The following is a 25,284-nucleotide window of genomic DNA, read 5'->3' on the forward strand; positions in this document are numbered from 1 at the left end:
AATAAAATCTACCAGGCTGGGGGCTTATGCCTATGCCTACCCTTCTTCTTTAGGCATTCCTTTTTTATAAAAACGTATTGCCAACACAACCAACAAACCAAGTGCCATCAAAATCTGTATTGGCAACAGCTTCCATTTCGCAAAGAAAGTTTCCCCTTCATAAGGTTGTACATCGCCTTTAAGCACACCGGCTTTATAAGGCGGTATTTGCGCTTTAATCTGACCGTCCGTTCCAACGATAATGGTGTACCCTGTATTGGTGCTACGAGCAATTTCACGCCCTAACTCCAACGCACGCATTTGTACATCCTGTACCTGCTGAGCCGGTTCAAACGAGTGAGCAAACCAAGCGTCATTACTGACCGTAATCAAATAACGGGTATTGGCGACCGTCTTCGCCATTTCATCACCAAAAGCGATTTCATAGCAAACCGTTACACCCGCCATTTGCCCGCCAAGCTTCATCGGCTTATTAACCACATCGCCTTCACTAAACTCAGAGAATGGAATATTGAACAGTAAGCTCAATGCTTTAAAAAAGTTAGAAAACGGAAAGTATTCACTAAAAGGCACCAAGTGTTTTTTGTAGTAACGCTCTTTTGGATTACCTGCATTAACCAATGCATTGTAATATTTCGAATGATCTTTATTGCGAGCAATCACACCCAATAAAATGTCTTTTTGCAACAACTTGGCATCTTCAATAAATGAATTAAGCGCACCCACTTCAACCAGATCGTAATAGGCAGGAATAGCTGTCTCTGGCCAAACAATCACATCAGCATCCATACTGTCTTTGGTCTGCTTTACATACACTTTTAGCGAAGGTATAAACTCTGATTCAAGCCATTTCTTATCTTGCGAAATATTACCTTGTAACAAAGCAACCTTAACAGGCTTGTCCACGGGTTTTACCCACTGCACCTGCTTTAAACCTGCACCGACTAACCACACAAAAGCAAAAGCCGCACTGACTTGCAACCACATGCGGGATTTAAGCATCAGTAAAAACAGGCCTGCAGAGATAGCAATTGCAAAGCTTACGCCCAACACACCAAACACAGGCGCGTAGCCATCCAACCAAGTTCCTATGTGTGTATTACCTGCTAATAAAAACGGGAACCCCGTAAACCAAGAGCCGCGAACCCATTCCATTAATACCCAGACCGTCGGCATCATAATCGCCAAATCTACCCACGCGTACTTGGGGTTAGACTGCTTTAGCTTAGAAACCAACAAACCGGCAATCATTAAATACAAAGACAAGAAAACGACAAAAACCATCGTTGCCAATACAGAAGTGATCAGAGACATACCAGAATAAAAATACATGCTGGAGAAAAGCCAACTGGTGCCAACACCAAACAACCCAAGGCCAAACCAAAGCCCTATACGCATCGCATCAAAAGTGGTTTCCGACTTTTGCCATAACAAGAAAAGCCCCACAAGCGTTGCTAAGATAGCTGGCGAAACATTAAAAGGCGCAAATGCCAGCACACTTGCTACACCTAATACTAAAGCGTAAAGAGCTGATCGATCCGGATAAAAAATAGAAAAAGGTTTTGCGAGGGTTTTAAAAAATTTCATCAATTTTTCTTTATAAAATTAGCGTAAAAACGTCAGTCAACTAACCGCTTGACTCTCATAAACAAAAGGAGCAATTGACTGCTCCTTTATACTTTTATTACTTAAACAAACTCAAAACTTACAACCAACCAAACTTAATCAGAAGCTAAAGATTCACCAGAATCGCCACCCGTTTCCAGTGGTTGTGTGACGATAAAGTTATCAACACGTCTGCCATCAGATTTTGATACTTTAAACATCAACCCTGAAAATTCAAACATCTCATCTTCCAACGGAATGCGTCCAAGCTCTTTTGAAATCAATCCACCAATGGTTTCCAACTGCTCATCGGTAAGTTCCGTCTTGAAGAAATCATTAAAATCTTCAAGTGAGGTAATTGCTTCAACTAAAAAACCGCCGGAAACATGTTTTTGAATATTATCTTCACTCTCGTCATGCTCATCTTCAATGTCACCAACGATTTCTTCCAAAACGTCTTCGATAGTCACAAGTCCAGCTAACTCACCATACTCATCAACGACCAATGCCATATGGTTTCGGCTTTTTTTGAACTCTTTCAAAAGCACATTCAAGCGTTTACTTTCGGACACCATGACAGGCGCACGATAAAGCTCTCTCAGTTGAGATAAATTCGTCAAGTCATGCTTAGTTACAGCTTGCAAGACATCTTTTGCCAACAACATGCCCACAACTTCATCTGTGTCGGCAGAGAAAACAGGATATCGAGAATGCGCAGATTCTAAAATCTTTTCCAGAATCACATCTACCGGATCCGCTTCATCAACATAACTGAGCTGAACCTTAGGCACCATGACATCCCGCACACGGGTATCGAACACATTTAACACCCCTTTTATCATCACCAAGGCATCATGTTCAATTAAATCCTGAGCCTGAGCATCTTCTAAAAGAGTTTCTAAATCTTCCCGACTCTCCGGTTCCGTTGTGAAAATCTTTGCCAGTTTTTCAAGCCACGAAGAGCCGCTACTACTGTCACTACTCATGTACGTTATGTACTCCTTTCAACTACAAAATATAATCTTAGTCTACGAAGATGCCATTTTCAGGCAACTCAATACTTACTCTTTAATAGGTTCATAAGGGGAATCAAAACCTAATCCCGTTAAGATTTCTATTTCTAAAGCTTCCATCTCTTCTGCTTCCGCATCATCCATATGGTCATAACCTTGTAAATGCAAGCAGCCGTGCACAATCATATGTGCCCAATGCGCTAAAATCGGCTTATGCTGCTCAGCAGCTTCGCGCGCAACAACTGGCGCGCAAATAACCAAATCACCTAAATATGGTAGCTCTTCGTGTACTAGTTCAAGCAGCCCTGGAGGGTTTTCAAATGGAAACGATAAAACATTGGTCGGATAATCCTTACCACGATAATTTCGGTTAAGCGTTTGGCTTTCAGCCTCTTCGACAATACGAATCACCATTTCAACTTCGCCAGATGCCCAATCCTGCATCAAGGAAGCAGAGACCCATTTTTCACATTGCTCAATTGTTGGCAACTCAACAGATTCGCTTGACAGAAGTTCCATTTGATAATCAATATGAATCATTTCTCATTCACTCCTGATTGTCTTCGATCAAACACATCATAGGCCTGAACAATTTTTTGTACAAGGTTGTGGCGTACAACATCTTTCGACATGTAAAAAGTGAAACCAATTTCAGGCACGCCTTCCAACACTTCTATCACATGTCGTAAACCCGACTTCTGATTTTTTGGTAGATCACACTGAGTAATGTCTCCGGTAATAACAGCCTTAGAGCCAAAACCAATTCGCGTCAGAAACATTTTCATTTGTTCAGTACTGGTATTTTGCGCTTCATCCAAAATAATAAAGGCTTCATTCAAAGTACGACCACGCATAAATGCCAGCGGTGCGATTTCAATAATATGGCGTTCTATCATGCGTTCAACCTGCTCAAAGCCGAGCATTTCAAACAAAGCATCAAATAATGGGCGTAAATAAGGATCCACTTTTTGACTTAAATCACCGGGTAAAAACCCGAGTTTTTCTCCCGCTTCTACCGCTGGGCGCGTCAGAATAATACGACGCACTTCTTCTTTCTCTAAAGCTTCAACGGCAGCAGCCACTGCCAAATAGGTTTTTCCTGTTCCCGCAGGCCCAATACCAAAATTAACATCATAATCTTGAATGGATCGAATATAGTTTGCTTGATTCGGGTTGCGCGTTTTAATTACTTTTTTACGTGTTTTGATTAAAACTTGGGAGTCATCCATCACTTTAACATCATCATATCCGACAGACTGTAATGCGATATGGACTTTTTCAGGTTCAAGCGGTTCTTTTAACGCTTGAGCATAGAGGTCTCGCAAAAAGCTTTCTGTTTTGACCAAGCGATCTGGCAACCCCGTCACACTGAACTTAAAACCTAGATGATTAATTTCTACGCCCAAGCGTAACTCAATCTGAGCTAAGTGCTCGCTTTGCCAACCACACAGGTTTACCAAAGCGTCATTTTGTTCGGGAGAAAGCTGAAATTGAATGGTATGGAGGGTTGTCAATGAATTCGACTGCCTTGGTAGTAAGATAGTAATAGATGACTAAATCTTAATGAATTGCTCAACGAATTACAATGACGATTTCATGACCGGCATCTTAGCGTCAAAATCAGACCGCATAGTACTGGCGCTGAGTAAACTTTTCCGCTTCTGGCGTTGCGACAAGCTTACCTTTTAAAGAGTTGACATAGGCTTCAATAATCTCAACATCCACAAACTGGCCAATCAACTCAGGTGAACCTTCAAAATTTACAACACGGTTATTTTCAGTACGACCAGAAACCTCTGTCGTAGCATTACGAGACAAGCTCTCAACCAATACTCGCTGTACACTGCCAACCATAGAGGCACTAATGGCTGCTGTTTGTTCATTCAACATGTCTTGTAAAGCTTGCAAGCGGCGCTTTTTGGTATGCATCTCAACATCATCCGGCAAGCTTGACGCTGGCGTACCTGGTCTTGGGCTATAGATAAAGCTAAATGATCGGTCATAATTCATTTCTTTAACCAAAGCCAATGTTTCTTTAAAGTCATCACAAGTTTCACCAGGGAAGCCAATAATAAAATCACCAGACAAGCTTAAGTTAGGGCGTAGCTTGAGAATTTTGCGAATCGTTGATTTATACTCAATCGCCATATGGTTACGCTTCATTATTGCCAATACGCGATCCGAGCCTGATTGAATCGGTAAATGCAAATGAGAGACAAGTTCTGGCACTTCTGCATAACAATCAATCAAACTCTGCGTCATCTCATTTGGATGAGATGTGGTGTAACGAATACGATCAATCCCCTCCACGGCTCTTACCGCATGAATTAATACCGCTAAATCGGCAATCTCGCCATCCGGCATCTCACCACGGTAAGCGTTGACGTTTTGGCCAAGCAAATTAACTTCTCTCACACCCTGCTCAGCAAGGGTTTCAATTTCTGCCATTACATCAGCAAATGGTCGGCTAAATTCTTCACCACGCGTATAAGGCACCACACAGAACGTACAATATTTAGAACAGCCTTCCATTACAGAGACAAAGGCCGATACACCGTTCGATTCTGGCGCGGCCAGATTATCGAACTTCTCAATTTCAGGGAAGGAAATATCAATCACAGCACGTTTTTTAAACTTCCTATCCTTTGCGGCTTCTTCACGCAAAGACAAGGCTTCATCAATCATCGCCGGTAAACGGTGCAATGTTTGTGGTCCAAAAATCACATCAACCAAAGGAGAGCGTTTACGAATTTCATCGCCTTCCTGTGAAGCCACACAACCACCTACTGCAATAATGCGATTCGGCTTTTCGGCTTTCCATTTTTTCCAACGCCCCAATTCATCAAACACTTTTTCCTGTGCTTTTTCGCGCACAGAACAAGTATTCAAAATCAACATATCCGAGGCTTCAGGCGTCTCTACCATTTCCAAACCATAGGTTTTTGCCAGCAGCTTGGCCATACGATCAGAATCATACTCATTCATCTGACAACCGTAAGTTTTGATGAATAGGCCGCCGCTAAACGGAGACGCGTGTGTAGTGTTTGACATAATGCTACCTTGAAAAAATGGGGGCTAAACGTTAAGCAACGTTAACAGAAGTTATTGAAAACTATCTGTTTTTAGGGCGCGTATTCTAGCAAAATCTGCCAGGCTGGGTCAATATTTAACCTAGTTTACAAGTCGGGAATTTACTTTTTTATCCATAACCAACAAAAAAGCCCGGACAAAGCCGGGCTTCCACGTAAAAATTTAAACAATTACATCTTAACGCAAACCGTATTAGCTGCCGTCGTTGAGTAAGATGTTCCTTGCGTTGTGATGGTTGTTGCATCAGCAACTTGAACGGAACCCGTTGTAGCAATCCCGTCATCCATTTTCGTATCGATTTGCGTCGCTTCTGCACCGCTCAACCCAGTCAAACAAATCGTTACAGCCGTTGCCCCTAAAGCGGCACCGTTACTTAAGATTTCAACATTTCCGCCGAATTTATTTTTGGCATACTCAGCCCCTGCCGTCGTTGGAGTAAAACTACCTGAAATAAGGTTTTGATCCTGTAGGTTTTTAAAAACATATTTCGATTCATCCGCTGAAATCGCACCATCTCCTAACCCCGTGCCCGAATCTTTAACTGTTGCATTCGGGTCATCGCCCGGCAAATACTCTGTCTTATCTTGATAAGTGTAAACAGCCGCTGTCAATTGTTGTATCTGGCTAATCGAGGCCTTCATTCTGGCATTGGCAATCAATTCCTGCCCCTTAAGCACCCCACCTAACAACAAACCGATAATGACTAAAACTATCGCCATTTCGACCAATGTAAACCCTTTTTGTGACGATTTTTTTTGTTGTGTCAGCATAACAACCTCCCCTGATAATTTTAAAACCTAAAAACTTAAGCCTATTTACGTAAATCATAGCGCATTTCAGCTTATTAGAGCGAGTTTTTCGTGCAAACTTGATGCAAATAAACTTTAAAGTCTATCCATAAACAAGCATTAACCCTCCTACTGCAAAGCCATAGGATCGTTATCTAAAAACGCTTTTTTAATCGTGTAGCCAGAAAGTGTTTCGATCGTATCATCAAAATAACTCCCTGCCTGCTCACTGGGATTCGCCGCCCAATATAAATTATCCGTATCGCAATTCTCTCGCTCTTGCGGGCTTAACACATTGCAGTTGGTGGTGCGCCCATCTTTATTAAAGGCGACCAACACCACCGACTGCTGATCAGCCACCATAGAAGAAGACGCTGTACAGCTCGATGCACTAGGACTACAAACGGCGTAATCCCCCGAACTGGCCGTTGCTTGCGTAGGCAAAGTTTTTAAGTCAAACTGAGGCAGCGCTGTTTTAGGAGTGGTCGGCGTATTACAAAAGTAATTAGCAGCCCTGCCTGCCGGTGGCGAAGCACTTTGCGCACAAATACCCCCTGTCGCTGCTTCACTGTTGACTGCATAACGAATCAAATTTCCCCAACCATCAGAAACATTCATTTTATTCAGCCCCAAATCTATATAAGGTAAAGTACCCGCTGCGGCCGCACACATTGCTCCTGTTCGGTTTTCTTTACCATTTCGATTTGTATCTGGGCACGGGAGATAATGATTTACCAAAGCAAAGGTTAACAACGCCTGCTTAATTTGCTGCAGGCTTTGCTTAGAGCTACTGTATTTGGCACTATCGCGTTGAACTTTCATCATCTGAAAACCACCCACAACCAATAAACCGATAATCACCAACACAACACTCAACTCAACCAAGTTAAATCCGGCTTGTTTCGATTTTTGCAAATGCATCACTTAATGGCCCCAATATCTATCAATGCTTGCTTTGCCTGCAAGACAGTCATACTATCCAAAAAATCCTGGTTGTCACCTTGCGTCTCACTAAACAATTCATCTCCATCACAATTTTCTCTTTGGTTTGTGGATGCTGCATCTTGACACTTATTCCATGTTATAGCACCATCTGCCCCAAAAGTCACCGTCACATAAACCAGAGCATTATCCACTTCATTACCAGACAAATCTTTTAACCATAAATTCTTATGAGAATTAGTGACGTCACCTGCCTTATCAACACCAACGGGCGGCGTCCCTAACTGCATATAGGGCGGTGTACTTATAGCAGACAAATCTATTTGATTTCCGGTTTGGCAGACCGAATTATTTCCACCATTTCCACCATTTCCACCATTTCCACCATTTCCACCATTTCCATTTCCATTTCCATTTCCATTTCCATTTCCATTTCCAGTACTCCCTGTCCCACCTGGCAAAACAGGACAAACACTTTCACAACCATTGCAATAATAAATATGAACACTCGGGCAATAGCCAAGGTCGTTTGAAACCGTCATTCCTCCTTGCTGGCCAAAAACACTCGCGGTCTGACACATATCGTTCACATACTTTTTATTTTCGGCTCTCGCATTCACTTGATAGTAATACGCATTACCCCAAACATCTTTTTCAGGAGTCGATAGCTCAAGATACGGCAAAGTGCCAGAACGCTTCCGACAAACGGAAACACCACTAGATATTTTTCGATTCTCTCTGCCATCCCCATCAGTATCAGGGCAGGGCAAATGATGATTCACCTTCAGATACGTGACCATAGCCTGATGAATTACGGGCATTATTGCCGCTTGCTGCTTCCGTTTATCAACAGCTCTTAATTCACCTTGCGAAACCATCGTGCCAATAAAAAAAACACCCAACAGTAAAAGCGCTAAAGCCACCTCAATCAAGGAAAACCCTTTCGAGTAGCTGAGCCCGTGCTTTCTCGCCCGAAAAACCTTCAGAATCATAGCCATTTCATCCATTTTACGGACATACCACCTGCCCATCGATGATCTGTTCCCGCCACTGACTTCCCGAAGGGTTACCAATGGCATCGTAATCGTTAAACCAGTGTTGGCTTGTAGGGGATAAATCACACAAAAACGATTTTTGAGCCTTAATACGTGCTTCCATAGCTTTCTTCCACTCATCAAACGTAATACCTACGACCACATCATTGACCGTCGGATACATCTGCTGGCCCGTATAAAAAAAACGGGTTCCTGCGGCATTACCGTCATCTACTTTAACGCCAGAAGTATCAAAACGCATATCCAGAAAATCCCCGATACGGGCTTTTGCATCGGTAACATTAGTCCTATCTTGCACAGTGCCATCGGGAAAAACTTGTGGGGCACCCGGCACAATAATCAGCACCACATATTGCCCTGCACCATTTATCTGTAACCAAGGCGGGGTATTATTCGGCAAACCTATTGGGGTTCCTGAATCAGGCGCTTCCGCTGGGGTAAGTGTTGAATTCAAAGGAGCGTACCTATGTGTTGAGGTATTGTTATAACTGCCGGACGAGTTCACAAAACGATCTGCCACCACATAATAGAACTGGCGTGGAGAAGCGTCTTTTAAAAAAAAGTTTCGCGTCTTGAAAGAAACCGGTAAAAAACCGTAATCGAATCCCGTACTATCATCACCAACAACACGAGGATTTCCGCACTGGGTTTCACCACCTGTCAAACTGCCATCGCCATCAATATCAGGACAAGGAAAATAACCAGGTGAAGGGATATCTGCAACAGGAATATTGGTTACTGTATTGGAAACCAATTCGCTTTGAAAGATTTCCGGCTGAAAAACTGCATAGGTTAAAAGCTGTTGCTTGATACTATTCAGTTCCGAAAGTGTTTGAATTGACTCTGTCTGTCTATGAAAAAAACTGTAATTTTTTGCATAGTTACCAAAATATGCTGCAGCGCCCAGAAGCATCAACACCAGCATAATCATCAGGATAAATCCGTTTTGCCGTCCTGCTTGATTTCGTGACAATCTGCAATGAAAGTTTTGGATATAAGGTTTCCGTTTATAACGCGGACAAAATTTTGTTGTTAAAATCATAAAACAACTGTTTTCTCCAAAGCAGTAAGTATTATGAATTATAAGTGAGTTTGCGCAAAAAACCACTTAAATAAAACAAAACTCCATGCATAGTGCAAATCTAGATATAAGAAATAAGCTTGCTCACACTTTTCATACTACAAAAAACAAAAAACCCGCCGAAGCGGGTTTTTTTCATTCTAACTAAACTGCCCTAAGACAGCATTAAATTAGAACTTAACTACTAAACCAACATTAACTGCTGAAGTATCAGTTTTGTCAACACCTTTTAGGTTAGTAACTGACATGTAGTCTGCATAAGTCTTAACAGTTTTAGATAGAGAGTAATCAACACCTACACCCATACCAGTACCATCTTTCAAAGTTTTAACTTTGCGGTCTGCCATTGCATACTTCAAACGTGGTGTAATTTTACCCATTTTGTATGCAACGTTCACGCTCATATCAGTACCTTCTTTGTAAGTGTTTTTAACAGCATCACCAGAGAAGTTTGCATAAGTAGCGTTAGCAGTTAAACCAGCAACCGAATACTGAGCAACTAAACGCATATCAGTACCGCCTTTTTGAGCAGCGTTAGCATTTTTAGACAAAGAGTCCATTGCTCCAGATAGGTATAGACCTTTTTTCTTAGAACCATAAGTTACTGCTGCTGAAATGATGTCAGTAATAGATGAATCTTTCGTAGTATCACCAGAGTTTTCTTTTGGTACGAAAGCAGCGATAACCTTAACACCACCTAGGTTTGGTGAAACGTATGCCAAAACATTGTCCGCACGCTTTTCACCAGAGTCACCAAAAACACCCATTTGAGACCAGTTGTTATCGAACTCTTTATCGTTGAATGCATCATAACCCTGTGCCATTTTGTATGGAGTGTCATGACGACCCATGATAACAGTACCGAAAGAACCTGCTAGACCAGCAAACTGGTTACGATTACTAACAGAAGTAGAGCTATCAGACATACTCACACCGTACTCAATATGGTAAACAGCTTTTAGACCGTTACCTAGATCTTCAGAACCTTTAAAACCTAGACGTGAAGCGTACGACTTGATCGCCATACCTGATAGACCGTGATCTTTTACACCTGCATTCTTAACTTCTTTGCTCACTTGGAAAGCTTGGTTAATTTTACCAAAAACAGTAGGAGCGTCAGCCATAGCAACTGGCGCAGCGATAGCAGAAGCAACTGCTAGAGCGATAATGTTCTTTTTCATTTGAAAACCCTTTAATAGTTAGTTAAATGCCCACGTTGCCGTGAACTTGAAAGCAACTATATTTAGTTTTATAGGGGCATGCAACTTTTTTTAAGAAAAAAACAACAATTTTTAAAAGTGTAGTTTTTTTACAACACTTCATTAGTCTGTATTTCATAAAACCTTAATATATAAGACTTTCACTTCACTACTTACTTCACTGCTCATAATAAAACTGCCTAGGCAATTTAACTTTTTCTTCTTTTTAACCCATTTCATAATTAATTTTTTACCACTAAAGAAAACAATATTAGCTCCTACTGAAATGGTTTTTTTTCAAGCATTTTTTGCATTAATTTTTTTCATTTTTACCGCAAAAAAATTTAATAGAAAAAGCTCATCCTATGTGTTGCATTAATTTCCACTTTCCACTATATTTTGAGTCTAACGGTGCAACAAAAACTATATATAGTAGAAAGACGCAGTTCTACCCACAAAATAATAATGCACTTTGCACATATTTCTTAGCAAGAAAATTTACTCTTTTTGTTAACCTTCTGAATTTATTAAAGATTGTAGCCATGTCGAACGAAAACTTACTTGTCACCAAGCGCGATGGGTCAAAAGAACCTATTGATTTAGAAAAAATTCACCGAGTCATTACTTGGGCTGCAGAAGGCCTAGAGAATGTTTCTGTCTCTGAAGTTGAACTGAAATCACATATCCAGTTTTATGACGGCATTAATAGTGCAGACATTCATGAAACCATTATCAAGTCTGCCGCCGACTTGATTTCTGAATCTTCTCCAGACTATCAACACCTTGCTGCAAGACTCGCGATTTTCCACTTAAGGAAAAAAGCGTTTGAGCGCTTCACGCCCCCTACACTATTTGAGCATGTCAATAAGATGGTACGCCGTGGCATGTACGATACTCAGCTTCTCGAAGATTACACCAAGGCTGAGTTTGATGAACTTGATAACTACATCAAACATGAACGTGACATGAACTTTAGCTATGCAGCTGTTAAACAGCTAGAAGGAAAGTATTTAGTTCAGAATCGCGTAACAGGGCAAATCTTTGAGAGTCCGCAGTTCATCTACATGCTTATTCCTATGAGCTTGTTTGCACATTACAGTAACGATGCAGAAGAAGGTAAGACTAGGCTTGATTATATTAAGCGCTTCTATGATGCCGCTTCTAATTTCAAATTATCGCTACCGACTCCTATTATGTCAGGGGTTCGTACACCAACTCGCCAATTCAGCTCTTGCGTATTGATTGAGTGTGGTGATTCACTTGATTCAATTAATGCAACCTCCTCATCCATCGTTAAATATGTATCTCAACGCGCAGGGATTGGGGTGAATGTAGGGCGTATCCGCGCGATTGGCTCAGAGATTCGCGGTGGTGAAGCTTACCACACAGGTATGATTCCATTTATCAAACACTTCCAAACAGCGGTTAAGTCTTGTTCGCAAGGTGGCGTACGTGGTGGTGCAGCCACACTATTCTTCCCTGTTTGGCATTTAGAAATCGAATCACTTGTGGTCTTGAAAAACAACCGTGGGGTTGAAGAAAACCGTGCTCGCCATTTAGATTATGGCGTACAAATGAACAAGCTGATGTATCAACGCATGATTGAAGGTGGGGAGATTACATTATTTAGCCCTTCGGATGTGCCGGGACTTTATGATGCTTTCTTTAACGATCAAGATGAATTTGAACGTTTATACAAAATTTACGAAGCGGATGACAAAATTCGCAAGAAAACGGTCAAAGCACTGGATCTTCTGACAATGGTTGCTCAAGAGCGTGCCCAGACTGGACGAATTTACGTTCAAAACGTGGATCATTCCAACACGCACAGCTCATTTGATCCTAAAAAAGCACCGATTCATCAATCGAACCTTTGCTTGGAAATCACCTTACCAACAAACCCTCTTAATTCTGTAGAGGATCCAAATGGTGAAATAGCTTTATGTACCCTATCAGCTTTTAACCTTGGTGCCATTGATGAGCTAGATGAACTTGGCGAATTATCCGATTTGATTGTCCGCGCTTTAGACAGCCTACTGGATTATCAAGACTACCCGGTTACTTCCGCTAAAAAAGCAAGCTTAGGCAGACGCACGCTAGGTGTTGGTGTCACTAACTTGGCTTATTACCTTGCAAAAAATCATGTCAAATACTCCAATGGCTCGGCTAATGATTTGGTTCATAAAACATTTGAAGCCATTCAATACCACTTGTTAAGAGCCTCTTTAAACTTAGCTAAAGAAGTGGGGAAATGCAGCATGTTTGGCGACACCAAATATGCACAAGGTATTTTGCCAATTGACACCTACAAAAAAGAGTTGGACGAAGCTTGTAATGAAAAACTTCATTGCGATTGGGAAACACTTCGTGAAGAAATCAAAACACATGGTCTGCGCAATTCAACACTAACAGCACTCATGCCTTGTGAAACTTCATCACAGATCACCAATTCTACGAATGGTATTGAACCACCTCGTGGTTATGTTTCTGTTAAAGCTTCCAAAGATGGTATTTTGAAACAGGTTGTTCCAGGCTTTAAAGAATATAAAGACAACTACGAACTACTATGGCAAATTCCTGATAACAAAGGCTATTTGCAATTGGTTGGTATTATGCAAAAGTTTGTGGATCAAGCAATTTCTGCTAACACAAACTATGACCCAGTAAGATTCGACGAAGATAGAGTTCCAATTAAACTGGTTCTTCAAGATATTTTATATGCTTACAAAATGGGACTTAAAACGCTCTACTATCATAATACTCGTGACGGCGCGAAAGACGTCGAGGAAGATGATGGCTGCGCAAGCGGCGCATGTAAGCTGTAAACCATAACCCGTTTACAGACAATAAAAAAGGGCGATTATCTCGCCCTTTTTTATTGCCTTTATTTTTTGAAACCAACACTACCCAGCCTGGCAGATTTTGTAGTTTTTAAAGCAATATTTGACCACCAACCATGCAAGAGACGATGCCCGCAGTTAAGAAGGATCCTCGCAATATCTTCTCTGATGCAACTAATCTCTGATTTAACACGGATATGGCAAATCCAAAAATTAAAAACACCAAGGCCACACCGAGCGTAAAGCTTAAGACCATCCAACCGCTCACCGCCTGATGCGATAATGCCGACAAGGTAATCAACATACCTCTAGCGCCTCCCATCCCCATCAACAAGCCCATTGTCGCGGAAGCCGACAACCATGATCTAATGGTAGTTTTTGACGAATGGTCATGATTTTTTTTACCAATCCATATATGCATATGCGTCTTAGCGCCATGCTGGTGAGGAGACACGTGAATCTTGTCTGCAAACACCAAATACAACAAATACAATCCCATCAAAATAATGACACTTGAGGCAACCACATCGCCATACGCCAGCCACTCATGTGGAATTGGTGTATTCGACAACAGCAATGCAAACAAGTACAGACTAACGCCATGACCTATGGCAAACCCAAGCGTGATTAACATCACTCGTTTTCGCTGGCGCCCTATAGAAAAATCCGTAATCGCCGTTAAGTGATCTGGGCCGAAGGCATGGAGAATGCCATACCAAAAAACAATCAGTAATCCGATTTCCATCCTACAACATCCCTTTATCGATCACGAAATTAACAATATCATCCAAACCTTCCTGTGTTTTTAAGTTCGAAAACACAAAAGGTCGATCACCCCGTTGAATTTTGGTATCCCGATCCATAATCGATAAATCGGCACCGACATAAGGAGCCAAATCAATTTTATTGATAATCAATAAATCCGATTGCGTAATTCCTGGCCCACCTTTCCTTGGCAACTTATCGCCTGCTGCCACATCAATAACATACAAGGTCAAATCCGACAATTCAGGACTAAATGTCGCACTAATGTTATCTCCGCCTGATTCGATAATAATCAAATCTAGGTCATCAAATTTCTTTTGCAGCTCTTCAATAGCCGTCAAGTTCATTGAAGCATCTTCTCTAATGGCAGTATGCGGGCATCCACCCGTTTCCACACCTACAATTCGGTCTTCAGTCAACGCTTCTTGTCGAATCAAAATTTCTTGGTCTTCTTTGGTGTAAATATCATTGGTCACAACCGCTATACTGTAGTCATCTCGCATGCGCTTACATAACATCTCTACCAAAGCTGTTTTCCCTGAGCCCACTGGCCCACCAATACCAAGTCTTAGTGCCTGTTTCATATATCCTTCTCTCTATTTATGATCTAAATAATCTTGTATATTGTGTTTCATGCTGCGCGCTCAAAATCGCCAACATAGGCAAACTATTACCAATATCCTCTTCTTCGGATTGCTTTGCCTGTTCTATCGCCTGATGAATACTTTCGTCCATTTTCAACATTAACATTTGACCTTGAGTTTGACCTAAAGGCACAAGCTTGACCATTGCGGCTATCTGATTTTCCAGCCAAGACCAGCAAAAAGCTTCAAGCACTTCTTGCAACGAAACCTTCCAACTCACAGCAAACTTTGCAAAAACCAAAGGATAGGTTTCCTTGTTTTCCATCTCTTCAGGAAAATCGACACTCAATGGCTTTGTCAAACGAATCAACGCTTTTGCTAGATGTTGATCCTCCATCCTTAATTCATGCGTTTCGCGAATGGCCAGACTGACTTCACCCAGAGAACTAACTTTTTCCAGATCCCCTTCTGACCAAGCGATATACAAATGCTTTAACAATGCCAAATCATTCAATGAAATACTCTGTGTTAATACATCATGCAACCATCTTTGCGCTGACTCCATGTCCACAATCAACTTACTATGAACAGCAGCTTCTATCCCCTGGGAATAAGCATAAGCACCAACAGGTAATGTTGGGCTAGACAATTGAAGCAACCTAAGAAGTGACGACATTCATCCGACCCTAATGATGATGGTGACCATGCGCATGGTCATGGTCGTGTTTATGTTCATGATGATGACCTCCGCCATATGCGCCACCTTCAGGTTGTACAGGCTGCTCTTCAACAGTTACCGTACCGCCAAGCAATCGAACCATATCATCCAGGACATGATCATGACGATAACGCAACCAATTGGACTCAACCTGCAAAGGAACATGACGATTGCCCAAGTGATATGCAATTCGCAACAATAAATGCGTATCTTCTGCAGTCACCGTCGAAACGGTTTCAGCAGCCGCTACAACCTGAACCAAATCTCCTTCTGCAGAGGCCAAAACATCTCCATGCTTTAACACCGTACCTCTTGGCAAAAACAACCCCACTTCCTCTCCGCTTGACAACTTGGCTTTCAAACGGCTTTTTTCCCTTTCCGCATAAGTCAAAATCAAACGCTCTAGCGCAGAATCATCTTTGACCTCTTGAACGCTAACAAACTCTCTCATAACTATCCTTTAAGATTCAGCACAGACTTTAAAACTGGATTAAAACAAAAAGTATCTCTGCGCCAATGGCAATTCATCCACTGGCTCGCAAACCAACAATTCGCCATCCGCTCTTACTTCATAAGTTTCTGGATCAACTGAAATATCCGGCTGAAGATCATTCAACACCATATCCGCTTTACTGATATCGCGCGTCTTCTTAACAGCCGCTAAACGCTTATTCAAACCTAGTTGCTCTTTGATACCCAACTCATATGCCGCCTGAGAGACAAAAGTCAACGAGGTTCCATACACCGCTTTCCCCATAGTCGCGAACATATTGCGATAATGCACCGGTTGAGGTGTTGGAATGGATGCATTGGCATCTCCCATTGGCGCTGCGGCAATCATGCCACCTTTAATAATCATGCTAGGCTTTGCACCAAAGAAAGCGGGGCGCCAAAGCACTAGATCGGCAAACTTTCCAACCTCCACCGAGCCAACCATGTCTGAAACACCATGAGTAATGGCAGGATTAATGGTGTATTTCGCCACATAACGCTTGGCACGGAAGTTGTCGTTATCTCCCGACTCTTCAGGTAGTGCACCTCGCTGCACCTTCATCTTGTGGGCAGTTTGCCAAGTGCGCGTAATCACCTCACCTACCCGCCCCATTGCTTGAGAATCAGACGAGATCATCGAAAACGCACCTAAATCATGAAGAATATCTTCCGCAGCAATGGTTTCACGGCGAATACGTGACTCAGCAAATGCCACATCTTCAACAATATTCGGATCAAGGTGATGACAAACCATCAACATGTCCAAATGCTCATCAATAGTATTAACTGTAAACGGACGAGTAGGATTCGTTGAGGAAGGCAATACATTAGAGAAACCACACGCTCTGATAATGTCTGGCGCATGACCACCACCAGCGCCCTCGGTGTGGTAAGTATGTATTGTTCTACCCTTAAAGGCCGCGAGGGTATTTTCTACAAAGCCTGATTCATTAAGCGTATCGGTATGAATGGCAACCTGAACATCATATTCATCCGCAACGGACAAACAGCAATCAATTGCGCCCGGCGTTGTACCCCAGTCTTCGTGCAACTTTAAACCAATCGCTCCAGCCTTAACCTGCTCTTCCAAGGGTTCAGGCATAGAAGCATTCCCTTTTCCCAGAAAGCCAAGGTTCATTGGAAACTCTTCTGCCGCTTCCAACATACGATGCATATACCAAACACCAGATGTACAGGTTGTTGCGTTGGTTCCGGCTGCCGGACCAGTTCCACCACCAATCATAGTGGTAACACCGGACATCAAGGCTTCTTCGATTTGTTGGGGACAGATAAAATGAATATGTGAATCAATACCGCCTGCGGTAATAATCATGCCTTCACCCGCTATCACTTCCGTACCCGCACCAATTTCAAAATCTACATTTGGTTGAATATCCGAGTTACCAGCTTTACCAATAGCACTGATAAAGCCATCTTTGATACCTATATCTGCTTTAACAATTCCCCAAGTATCTAAAATCAATGCATTGGTAATGACAGTATCAACAACTTCGGCGGCACACTTTTGCCCCTGCCCCATGCCGTCTCGAATAACTTTACCGCCACCAAACTTAACCTCTTCACCGTAAGTGGTTCTATCCTCTTCCACCTCTATAATCAGTTCGGTATCACCCAATCTCACCTTATCACCTACGGTTGGGCCATACATTTCAGCATAGGCAGTTCGATCAATTTTGTAGCTCATGTCAGTCCAATGCCCCCATTACTTTCTGATTAAATCCAAATACACGCTTTGCCCCTGCAATCGCGACAAGCTGCACTTTACGTTTTTGTCCAGGTTCAAAACGTACAGCAGTACCAGCAGGAATATCCAATCGATACCCTTTGGTCGCTTCTCTATCAAAACTTAACTCGGAATTTGTTTCGTAAAAATGATAATGAGAACCTATCTGTACAGGGCGGTCGCCACTGTTTGCGACCTCAACTTCAAGCGTATCTCGTCCAGCATTCAGCTCTATCTCACCCGCTGAAATAATCAATTCACCTGGCACTAGCTTTTTTGTCATGTCAATTCTCCTTATTTCAAACGATAGGCTGATGCACAGTTACCAGCTTCGTTCCATCTGGAAACGTTGCTTCAACTTGAACTTCATGTATCAACTCAGGCACGCCATCCATTACATCACTCCTTGAAAGCACTGTGGTTCCATAATCCATCAACTCTGCAACGGTTTTTCCATCTCTTGCGCCTTCCAAAATTGCGCAACTGATATAGGCAACAGCTTCTGGATAATTAAGCTTCACCCCTCTCTGCAAGCGACGTTCAGCCACCAAGCCAGCAGTAAATAACAACAACTTATCTTTTTCTCTAGGGAGTAACTCCATGAATATTTCCTCTGATACTATTTTTCTTATGTATTCCAAATTCTTGGTTTAAGTGCTTGACGCCCTAGTATAAGCGGCCTAGCTAAAACCCAAGCTTTATATAAATCATCTTTAATATCATCTAACTGGGAAGATAAAGCTCGCAGAACAATGAGCCCGTCAGAAACTTTGGTGACACCGACAGACGTCAACCAGCTCTGGCTTTGCAATAAATCTAACAGGGAGTCCTGACTTTGTAAATCTGATGTGTAAAACAAAGCGGTTGCAAACAATGAATAACGACAAAATCCAGTTTGACTTGCTAGCAGCGGACTGTTAGGCACAAGAGTTAGTCGATCTATAAAAATCTTCTTTCCATTTAGAATAAACTCTAATCTTTGTTTCAACTGCCCTTTTGCATAGACCTCACCACTTTCTGGTCGCCCAAGACCAACAATATCCCATGCGATTAACTTGCATGACTCGTGCAACTGAAAACGTATGACATTGTCGGCATTAGAACTTTCAAAGAACAAGGTCTCTTGAGGCAGCCATTCCAACTCGGCTTCCTCTTCCAAAATAGCAAACTGCGATTGCGTTGCTAGACGGTTATTGCTTCTATAAAACTTTGTGGCGGCCGGCGTACTAACCATGCCTTTGGCTTTTTTAGACAAGCCAACTTCTATTTGCAGTTCATCACCACCGACAATGCCACCTGGTGGGTGAAGTATCAATACCTGTGGCAAGTCAACTTCTTGATAGTAAGGGCGCTGAATAACTAATGGCCCAAAATGCTTTTTATCTTTTACGACTGTTCGACCTAAGTCCGCAACAAACTTAAAAGATAAAAAGCCTTTCCATCCTGTTTTGAATTGACGCTCTTCCATACAAAACTCTATTCTTCATTGAATAAAAAAGGGACCGAAGCCCCTTTTACTAACTATAACTAACTATTACTTCTGGGTTAACAATTACATGAAAGAATAGCTAACTTGTAATTGTGGGTTTTCACCCTCTGCACCTGTTCCTGAACCATTCGCAGAAACAGTTTTTGCGATAGCTTTAGCACCATCACCTTGTGCTTTACTTAGTGTGAATGTCAATTTATCCGTGGCTGCATAACTAACATTGAACTCAGTATACTCTGCAGCCGATTTGTCATTTTTGTTAATACCAGCATGCAACCCAAACTTACCGATCGAATAGTCTGCTGTGATATATTTATTGTTATCACTATCCTTTCCTCTTGCATCTAAATAAACAGTCAAGGAAAGATCTTTATATGCCATACCTAGAACATAATCACCTAACATAGAACCATTTGTTCCAGTTTTAACGTACTTAAACATATCTTTGTTAGCGTACGGATAAAGGTATGCGTTATAACCTAAAGTGAAACCAAAATCACCTATCTTAGGAGTATAACCTGCATATAAATCCCACTCTGAACTTCCATCAAATTTACCTTCTGAAGATGTCCAAGTACCTGCATAGAACATATCGTTAGACCAGTCAATGCTACCTGAAACAGTTGGTGCTGGATTACTAATGTTGATACCACGCCATAAATACATGTTGCTCACGCCCGCACTATAAGAAACATCAGCTTGTGAAGTTGCTGGTGTTAATGCTGCGACTGTTGAACCTGCAACTGCCATTGCCATAACTAATGATTTTAATTGTGCTATTTTTTTCATTTCGCTTCCTTATTTATTGATAAGTTAATCATAAACTCACCTCAACTAAAGAAATGAAGGTGCCAACTAATACTTTAATCTTAATTTTCAATATGTTACTAAGTTTTCACTTCAAAACCCCACCTCTACCCCATTAACTAAAATTCCAATTTGGAACTAGTTTTATTCATATTGGTGCAACACTTTCTTCACATTTCTTTCACGAAACCTTAAACAACGAACAGTTTAAAAATATGACAGATATAAAAAAACCCGCACAAGGCGGGTTCTTTTTGAAAACGAAAATACTGTGATTAACGTTTTGAGAACTGTGGACGACGACGAGCTTTGCGAAGACCAACTTTCTTACGCTCAACTTTACGCGCATCACGAGTTAGTAATCCACGCTCACGCAATGCAGAACGGTTACCTTCTTCATAGTTAACCAATGCACGTGAGATACCATGACGAACCGCACCAGCCTGACCAGTTGTCCCACCACCAGTAACAGTGATATAAACATCGAACTTATCCGTGCTTTCTGTTGCTGAGAAAGGTTGATTAATAACCATTAAGTCTGTATCACGAGCAAAGTACTCATTGATATCACGACCGTTTACAGTCATTTTCCCTGATCCCGCACGCAAGAATACGCGAGCGACTGAGCTTTTACGACGACCTGTTCCGTAATATTGTTCTGTTGCCATATTCTTTCCTTTTAAATATCCAGTACTTTAGGTTGCTGTGCAGTATGTGGATGCTCGGCACCCGCATAAATTTTAAGCTTCTTCATCATTGCACGACCTAGAGGACCGCGAGGCAACATACCTTTAACCGCGAACTCAATCGGACGAACTGGTTTTTCAGTTACCAATTTTTCGAAGTTGGTTGACTTAAGGTTACCAACATAACCAGTTGTATGGTGATACATTTTATCTTTACGCTTATTACCTGTTACGGCTACTTTTTCAGCATTAATAACAACAATGTAATCGCCACAATCTACATGAGGTGTATATTCTGGCTTATGCTTTCCACGTAAACGCGCAGCAATTTCAGATGCCATACGACCTAAAGTTTTGCCTTCAGCATCTACAATGTACCAGTCACTTTTTACTTCTGCTGGCTTTGCAACAAATGTTTTCATAACTTTGTCCTAAAAATCTATGTGTAATCCAAATCTCATCACTAAAAAATATTAATGACACTCTTACTGTTTAACGGGCAATAAGGGTAAGGATTAAAGAAGTGGAATTTTATGGATTCTAGCGCCAATGTCAAGCTGTAATTTAGTTGATTTTATTAAAGTTTTCACTTTTTCATGTTTTATAGGCGCAGTAAAGCAGACTCACGTTGTAGAAATTCGGTTAATCCACTCTCTATTCGGCGAAATTCTTTGACTAACTTTTTCCCCTTATCGGTCAATCTAGTCCCCCCACCAGCCTTACCGCCCTGTTCTTTAACAACCAATGGCTCGTCAAAAAACTGATTCATTTCTTCAATGAGTCGCCATGCCTTCTTATAAGACATCTGCATATCTTTTGCTGCCGCATTGATCGAACCTAGCTGCTGTATTTTTTCTAGTAAAGTAATTCGTCCAATACCAACATAGGCGTCAGACTGACCTGTCAACCAAAAACGCGCTGAAATTTTCTCTGAATAACGCTCACCAGGCATAAAACCCTCTTTTAAAATGTCTTTTATTTTTTCTCAAAATATATAGTTACTATTATAAAGCTTTTATTGATCAATAAGCGCTTTCGTCAAAACCATACATCTGACAAACTTAATATAGATATATAAAATAAGTAACACCTTATTCGCTTGAAAACTTAGCGCAACCGTTTAACATGAACCTAAATTTTAAACGCGAGATAAAAAAGCTTTAAAAATTTACATATAAAAGTTAAGGTATTTTCAACGTTCGAAAAGCATGCTTTTGAACTCTTTCAGAGCACAAGAGTAATAGATTTAAACTATTTAAATAAATATCAGGCCATGGATGATTAGAAGACGCACCCCTTTTTACAATGACCGCTTTATCAAGCATGGCAAATACGTTATTTCCTTTTTCGCTATTTCCCTAATAACTGTTGCTGCTTTTCTTTACCACAAAACTGAACAAATAAAGCATAGAGATTCGATTTTAAAAAATGCAATCTCACTCATTAGTGAAGACATAGATTTTTCAAGGTCGATGATTTTCTTTTCAGAAAGCCAGCAACTCGACAGCCAGGCATTAGTTAAAAACACACATAAAATTCAAAAATTACTCCGCATCATTCAAAACGACAGTGAAGATACACCAAAACTTAATGCGTCTTTAAAACAACTAAAGCAAACTGTCACTAATCTTAATCATTTAATTAATGAATTTAATCCATTATTCATTCAATATGCACAGGGTAACAATCAATTTCACAAAGAAGTAGACCAGTGCAGAAACCACCTAAACTCGCCAAAACAAAATATTGCGTTATCTAATTTAATCTCCGCACACAATCTATCAAACCTGCCTATCAAGTCAGAAGCACTTAAACACTTTTCTACAACAATTACTCAGTTTGAAGCAAATGTTTCCAATGATGCATGTCGTTCTTTAGCGATACAAAGCAAACAACTTATAACCTTACAACAAAAACTCTCCAAAATTTATCACCAAATTTTGGTTCTACCTCTTAAAAAAGACACTCTTAATCTTCACACACTTTATCAACAAGCAACCAATAACGACATACAAAACAATTTTTGGTATAACCTTGCACTGGTAATTATTAGCTTACTATTTTTAACCTTCATTACCCTGTCTCTTTATAGGCTTTTTCACGCCAACCTAAATCTAGTCAATACTCTTGAAGACTTAGAACAACAAAAAGACATTTACCACGCCTTAAGCGAAGCCAACCACGCCGTCACCACACTGACAGACAAAAAAGAAATCTATCAAGCAATCACTGACATAATTATTCGTTATATTCGCATCCCATCTTGTTGGATAGCCGAAAAAGAACCACACTCTGACTGGGTAGTACCTACCGCCATATCAGGCATTGGTAAAGAAATTCTCAGCAAAGTACAAGTCTCGATCGACGCCAACAAACCAGAAGGACAAGGCGGCGTAGGTCTTGCCTATCGCTCAAAAAAAGCCATTATTCAAAACGAATACGCCTTAACCGAATCTTCACGACCTTGGTTCAAAGAAGCCGTGAAATGGGGTGTTCGTTCCTTGGCATCCTTCCCTATTATGAGAGAAGGCGAAGTAGAAGCTGTTATTGTTTTTTATGCACTAACACCAAATTTCTTTAACAAAAAAATTGTAAAAATTATTCAAGAACTCATTGATGATGTCGGATTAGGACTAGAACGACTACAGTTTAGGGAAATAGAAAAAGCTCACCAAGCTTCTCAAACGATTTCAGCTATCGCTTTTGAATCACAGGAATCGATTATCATCACAGATGAACGTCGAAAAATCTTAAAAACCAACCAAGCCTTTACCGAAATGACAGGCTATACCGAAAATGAAGTTCTTGGTTTAAAACCCGACATCCTGCGTTCCCCTAAACACCCAACACAATTCTATGTCGATTCTTGGAAAATGGTTGAACAAACCGGGCGTTGGAAAGGCGAGGCATGGAGCCAACGCAAAGATGGAACGGACTATCAAGTTTATCAGACCATCACTGCCGTATTTGATGACAAACAAACCATTACAAATTACATCCTGCACCGAATAGACATTACCCAAAGCAAACAAGCCGAATCTGAAATTTCGTATCTGAAAAACCATGATGATTTGACAGGCTTGGCCAATCGTTTCTTCCTCAAGCAAAAAATTGAACAATTACTACTTCAAGAACAACGAGGAAGTGTTGTCTTTAATTTCATACTTGTCATCGTAAACATCAAACGCTTTAAAATGTTAAACGAAACATTGGGACATTTGGCTGGCGATGAAATATTAGTGGAAACAGCAAACCGACTAAAAAACATACAACTCAAAGACTCTATTAATACGTCTATTAGCCGTATTGGCAGTGATGAATTTACCGTATTATGCCAACTAAACAACAATAAAAATGCAGACCTAAACTTACAAGCCAGCCAGGTTATGAACGCAATTAACCAGCGTTTTGACCTACCTTATCAACTGGAAAATGAGCAAGTAAATATTCAAACCTCATTGGGCGTAACTTTATTTGACACACAAAGCCAAAACACACCTGAAGAGCTTATTCAACAAGCACTTACCGCGCTTAACAGAGCAAGAAAAAGTGACAAAAACAACTTTGAATTCTACCAAACAGAAATGCAAGAACGGGCAATCCAAGAGCGAAATCTGGAAATCGCTCTATCCAAAGCGCTGGATAATGAAGAATTTGTTCTTTATTACCAACCTCAGGTTTGCTTAAAAACAGGAAAAGTTATCGGGGCAGAAGTTTTGGTTCGCTGGCAAAAACCTGATGGCACGTTAATCCCTCCACTGGAATTCATTCCAACTTTAGAAAGCACCAGTTTAATCATTCCTCTGGGCTACTGGTTGATTCAACAGGCTTTATCAGACGTCCAACCCTACCAATCAAAATTTAAAGAGCCGCTACTCATTGCAATTAACTTATCTGCAATACAGTTTAAAGACCCCAGCCTGGCAGATTTTATCGAAAACACGATTACAAAAAACAACTGTAACCCAGAATGTTTGGAGCTTGAAGTAACTGAAAGCATCCTAATGGAAAACCCTGAAGCCGTAACAGAAATTTTAGAAAAACTTTCAAAACACGGTACTAAAATAGCAATTGATGACTTTGGAACAGGCTATTCTTCATTGGCCTACATCAAACACTTCCCTGTCAACAAACTGAAAATTGACAAATCTTTTATTGATGATATAGAAAAACCGAAAGATTACGCTATTGTTCGCTCAATTATCGAAATGGCGAATGCAATGGATATTCGCTCTATTGCAGAAGGCGTTGAAACTGTTGCCCAAAAAGAAATGCTAGAACAATTAAACTGCCAAGAAGTGCAAGGCTATTTTTATAGCCAACCTTTACCGTTTGATGAATTCATTCAATATGCACTTAATAGCAACCTGAACAATTAACGACAAA

Annotated in this window: 24 protein-coding genes; 2 read left to right on the forward strand and 22 right to left on the reverse strand. The window is 41.0% G+C overall.

What is annotated here, in order from left to right:
- Positions 1-36 precede the first annotated feature (36 nt).
- The 10 genes from lnt to N745_RS12320 all read right to left on the reverse strand — a co-directional run bounded on the left by lnt (position 37) and on the right by N745_RS12320 (position 10,755).
- On the reverse strand, positions 37-1,587 hold the full coding sequence (gene lnt / locus N745_RS0108805; protein WP_024851755.1) for an apolipoprotein N-acyltransferase: 1,551 nt from the start codon (positions 1,585-1,587) through the stop codon (positions 37-39).
- Between the two features lie 134 nt (positions 1,588-1,721).
- Positions 1,722-2,591 carry an HlyC/CorC family transporter gene (locus N745_RS0108810; protein WP_024851756.1) on the reverse strand — a complete coding sequence of 290 codons (870 nt, stop codon included), beginning with the start codon at positions 2,589-2,591 and terminating at the stop codon, positions 1,722-1,724.
- Between the two features lie 75 nt (positions 2,592-2,666).
- Positions 2,667-3,158 carry an rRNA maturation RNase YbeY gene (ybeY, locus tag N745_RS0108815; protein ID WP_024851757.1) on the reverse strand — a complete coding sequence of 164 codons (492 nt, stop codon included), beginning with the start codon at positions 3,156-3,158 and terminating at the stop codon, positions 2,667-2,669.
- Entirely contained in the window at positions 3,155-4,132 is a 978-nt protein-coding gene (locus N745_RS0108820; protein WP_024851758.1) for a PhoH family protein, read from the reverse strand. Before N745_RS0108820 ends, ybeY begins: the two co-directional genes overlap by 4 nt.
- A gap of 106 nt (positions 4,133-4,238) precedes the next feature.
- Positions 4,239-5,669, reverse strand: a complete 1,431-nt coding sequence (miaB, locus tag N745_RS0108825) for a tRNA (N6-isopentenyl adenosine(37)-C2)-methylthiotransferase MiaB (RefSeq protein WP_024851759.1) — start codon at positions 5,667-5,669, stop codon at positions 4,239-4,241.
- A gap of 209 nt (positions 5,670-5,878) precedes the next feature.
- Positions 5,879-6,478 (reverse strand): prepilin-type N-terminal cleavage/methylation domain-containing protein, encoded by a 600-nt coding sequence (locus N745_RS0108830; protein WP_024851760.1) that lies wholly within the window; start codon positions 6,476-6,478, stop codon positions 5,879-5,881.
- Positions 6,479-6,625: 147 nt separating this feature from the next.
- Positions 6,626-7,417 (reverse strand): type II secretion system protein, encoded by a 792-nt coding sequence (locus tag N745_RS12315; protein ID WP_024851761.1) that lies wholly within the window; start codon positions 7,415-7,417, stop codon positions 6,626-6,628.
- The gene (locus N745_RS12685; protein WP_024851762.1) at positions 7,417-8,445 is read right to left on the reverse strand and encodes a hypothetical protein; all 1,029 of its coding nucleotides are present in this window, start codon (positions 8,443-8,445) and stop codon (positions 7,417-7,419) included. The genes N745_RS12315 and N745_RS12685 overlap by 1 nt, the downstream gene beginning before the upstream one ends.
- Before the next feature lies 1 nt (position 8,446).
- Entirely contained in the window at positions 8,447-9,424 is a 978-nt protein-coding gene (locus tag N745_RS0108845; protein ID WP_024851763.1) for a hypothetical protein, read from the reverse strand.
- A 320-nt stretch (positions 9,425-9,744) separates the two neighbouring features.
- A complete protein-coding gene (locus N745_RS12320) occupies positions 9,745-10,755 on the reverse strand; it encodes a porin (RefSeq protein WP_024851764.1) in 1,011 nt (336 codons plus the stop codon).
- Positions 10,756-11,315: 560 nt separating this feature from the next.
- Between N745_RS12320 and nrdA the strand changes: the two genes are divergently transcribed.
- Entirely contained in the window at positions 11,316-13,598 is a 2,283-nt protein-coding gene (gene nrdA, locus N745_RS0108855) for a class 1a ribonucleoside-diphosphate reductase subunit alpha (protein WP_024851765.1), read from the forward strand.
- A gap of 106 nt (positions 13,599-13,704) precedes the next feature.
- Here the strand turns inward: nrdA and N745_RS0108860 are convergent, their stop codons facing one another.
- The 12 genes from N745_RS0108860 to N745_RS0108915 form a co-directional block, all read right to left on the reverse strand.
- Positions 13,705-14,358: a hypothetical protein gene (locus N745_RS0108860; RefSeq protein WP_024851766.1), complete on the reverse strand. Its 654-nt coding sequence runs from the start codon at positions 14,356-14,358 to the stop codon at positions 13,705-13,707.
- Between the two features lies 1 nt (position 14,359).
- Positions 14,360-14,962, reverse strand: coding sequence for an urease accessory protein UreG (ureG, locus tag N745_RS0108865; protein ID WP_024851767.1), 603 nt, complete (start codon positions 14,960-14,962; stop codon positions 14,360-14,362).
- Between the two features lie 16 nt (positions 14,963-14,978).
- The gene (locus N745_RS0108870; RefSeq protein WP_024851768.1) at positions 14,979-15,638 is read right to left on the reverse strand and encodes an urease accessory protein UreF; all 660 of its coding nucleotides are present in this window, start codon (positions 15,636-15,638) and stop codon (positions 14,979-14,981) included.
- A gap of 10 nt (positions 15,639-15,648) precedes the next feature.
- Positions 15,649-16,131 carry an urease accessory protein UreE gene (gene ureE, locus N745_RS0108875; RefSeq protein WP_038070696.1) on the reverse strand — a complete coding sequence of 161 codons (483 nt, stop codon included), beginning with the start codon at positions 16,129-16,131 and terminating at the stop codon, positions 15,649-15,651.
- Between the two features lie 39 nt (positions 16,132-16,170).
- Entirely contained in the window at positions 16,171-17,877 is a 1,707-nt protein-coding gene (ureC, locus tag N745_RS0108880) for an urease subunit alpha (protein WP_024851770.1), read from the reverse strand.
- Between the two features lies 1 nt (position 17,878).
- Positions 17,879-18,199 carry an urease subunit beta gene (locus N745_RS0108885; RefSeq protein ID WP_024851771.1) on the reverse strand — a complete coding sequence of 107 codons (321 nt, stop codon included), beginning with the start codon at positions 18,197-18,199 and terminating at the stop codon, positions 17,879-17,881.
- A 16-nt stretch (positions 18,200-18,215) separates the two neighbouring features.
- The gene (ureA, locus tag N745_RS0108890) at positions 18,216-18,518 is read right to left on the reverse strand and encodes an urease subunit gamma (RefSeq protein ID WP_024851772.1); all 303 of its coding nucleotides are present in this window, start codon (positions 18,516-18,518) and stop codon (positions 18,216-18,218) included.
- A 26-nt stretch (positions 18,519-18,544) separates the two neighbouring features.
- Positions 18,545-19,384, reverse strand: coding sequence for an urease accessory protein UreD (locus N745_RS12325; RefSeq protein ID WP_024851773.1), 840 nt, complete (start codon positions 19,382-19,384; stop codon positions 18,545-18,547).
- 84 nt (positions 19,385-19,468) lie between these two features.
- Positions 19,469-20,194, reverse strand: coding sequence for a TorF family putative porin (locus N745_RS12330; protein ID WP_024851774.1), 726 nt, complete (start codon positions 20,192-20,194; stop codon positions 19,469-19,471).
- Between the two features lie 293 nt (positions 20,195-20,487).
- Positions 20,488-20,880, reverse strand: a complete 393-nt coding sequence (gene rpsI, locus N745_RS0108905; RefSeq protein ID WP_024851775.1) for a 30S ribosomal protein S9 — start codon at positions 20,878-20,880, stop codon at positions 20,488-20,490.
- Between the two features lie 11 nt (positions 20,881-20,891).
- The gene (gene rplM / locus N745_RS0108910; protein ID WP_024851776.1) at positions 20,892-21,320 is read right to left on the reverse strand and encodes a 50S ribosomal protein L13; all 429 of its coding nucleotides are present in this window, start codon (positions 21,318-21,320) and stop codon (positions 20,892-20,894) included.
- A 179-nt stretch (positions 21,321-21,499) separates the two neighbouring features.
- On the reverse strand, positions 21,500-21,850 hold the full coding sequence (locus N745_RS0108915) for a winged helix-turn-helix domain-containing protein (protein ID WP_024851777.1): 351 nt from the start codon (positions 21,848-21,850) through the stop codon (positions 21,500-21,502).
- Positions 21,851-22,175: 325 nt separating this feature from the next.
- Between N745_RS0108915 and N745_RS0108920 the strand changes: the two genes are divergently transcribed.
- Positions 22,176-25,277 (forward strand): bifunctional diguanylate cyclase/phosphodiesterase, encoded by a 3,102-nt coding sequence (locus N745_RS0108920; RefSeq protein WP_024851778.1) that lies wholly within the window; start codon positions 22,176-22,178, stop codon positions 25,275-25,277.
- The last annotated feature ends 7 nt before the right edge of the window (positions 25,278-25,284 follow it).

Origin of the sequence: Hydrogenovibrio kuenenii DSM 12350 (assembly GCF_000526715.1) — a bacterium.
In the GTDB taxonomy this organism is placed as follows: Bacteria; Pseudomonadota; Gammaproteobacteria; order Thiomicrospirales; family Thiomicrospiraceae; genus Hydrogenovibrio; species Hydrogenovibrio kuenenii.

Coding starts and splice junctions, on each gene's coding strand:
- lnt (WP_024851755.1), bottom strand. CDS start 1,587: ATGAAATTTTTTAAAACCCTCGCAAAACCTTTTTCTATTTTTTATCCG.
- N745_RS0108810 (WP_024851756.1), bottom strand. CDS start 2,591: ATGAGTAGTGACAGTAGTAGCGGCTCTTCGTGGCTTGAAAAACTGGCA.
- ybeY (WP_024851757.1), bottom strand. CDS start 3,158: ATGATTCATATTGATTATCAAATGGAACTTCTGTCAAGCGAATCTGTT.
- miaB (WP_024851759.1), bottom strand. CDS start 5,669: ATGTCAAACACTACACACGCGTCTCCGTTTAGCGGCGGCCTATTCATC.
- N745_RS0108830 (WP_024851760.1), bottom strand. CDS start 6,478: ATGCTGACACAACAAAAAAAATCGTCACAAAAAGGGTTTACATTGGTC.
- N745_RS12315 (WP_024851761.1), bottom strand. CDS start 7,417: ATGCATTTGCAAAAATCGAAACAAGCCGGATTTAACTTGGTTGAGTTG.
- N745_RS12685 (WP_024851762.1), bottom strand. CDS start 8,445: ATGGATGAAATGGCTATGATTCTGAAGGTTTTTCGGGCGAGAAAGCAC.
- N745_RS0108845 (WP_024851763.1), bottom strand. CDS start 9,424: ATGATTATGCTGGTGTTGATGCTTCTGGGCGCTGCAGCATATTTTGGT.
- N745_RS12320 (WP_024851764.1), bottom strand. CDS start 10,755: ATGAAAAAGAACATTATCGCTCTAGCAGTTGCTTCTGCTATCGCTGCG.
- nrdA (WP_024851765.1), top strand. CDS start 11,316: ATGTCGAACGAAAACTTACTTGTCACCAAGCGCGATGGGTCAAAAGAA.
- N745_RS0108860 (WP_024851766.1), bottom strand. CDS start 14,358: ATGGAAATCGGATTACTGATTGTTTTTTGGTATGGCATTCTCCATGCC.
- ureG (WP_024851767.1), bottom strand. CDS start 14,962: ATGAAACAGGCACTAAGACTTGGTATTGGTGGGCCAGTGGGCTCAGGG.
- N745_RS0108870 (WP_024851768.1), bottom strand. CDS start 15,638: ATGTCGTCACTTCTTAGGTTGCTTCAATTGTCTAGCCCAACATTACCT.
- ureE (WP_038070696.1), bottom strand. CDS start 16,131: ATGAGAGAGTTTGTTAGCGTTCAAGAGGTCAAAGATGATTCTGCGCTA.
- ureC (WP_024851770.1), bottom strand. CDS start 17,877: ATGAGCTACAAAATTGATCGAACTGCCTATGCTGAAATGTATGGCCCA.
- N745_RS0108885 (WP_024851771.1), bottom strand. CDS start 18,199: ATGACAAAAAAGCTAGTGCCAGGTGAATTGATTATTTCAGCGGGTGAG.
- ureA (WP_024851772.1), bottom strand. CDS start 18,518: ATGGAGTTACTCCCTAGAGAAAAAGATAAGTTGTTGTTATTTACTGCT.
- N745_RS12325 (WP_024851773.1), bottom strand. CDS start 19,384: ATGGAAGAGCGTCAATTCAAAACAGGATGGAAAGGCTTTTTATCTTTT.
- N745_RS12330 (WP_024851774.1), bottom strand. CDS start 20,194: ATGAAAAAAATAGCACAATTAAAATCATTAGTTATGGCAATGGCAGTT.
- rpsI (WP_024851775.1), bottom strand. CDS start 20,880: ATGGCAACAGAACAATATTACGGAACAGGTCGTCGTAAAAGCTCAGTC.
- rplM (WP_024851776.1), bottom strand. CDS start 21,320: ATGAAAACATTTGTTGCAAAGCCAGCAGAAGTAAAAAGTGACTGGTAC.
- N745_RS0108915 (WP_024851777.1), bottom strand. CDS start 21,850: ATGCCTGGTGAGCGTTATTCAGAGAAAATTTCAGCGCGTTTTTGGTTG.
- N745_RS0108920 (WP_024851778.1), top strand. CDS start 22,176: ATGATTAGAAGACGCACCCCTTTTTACAATGACCGCTTTATCAAGCAT.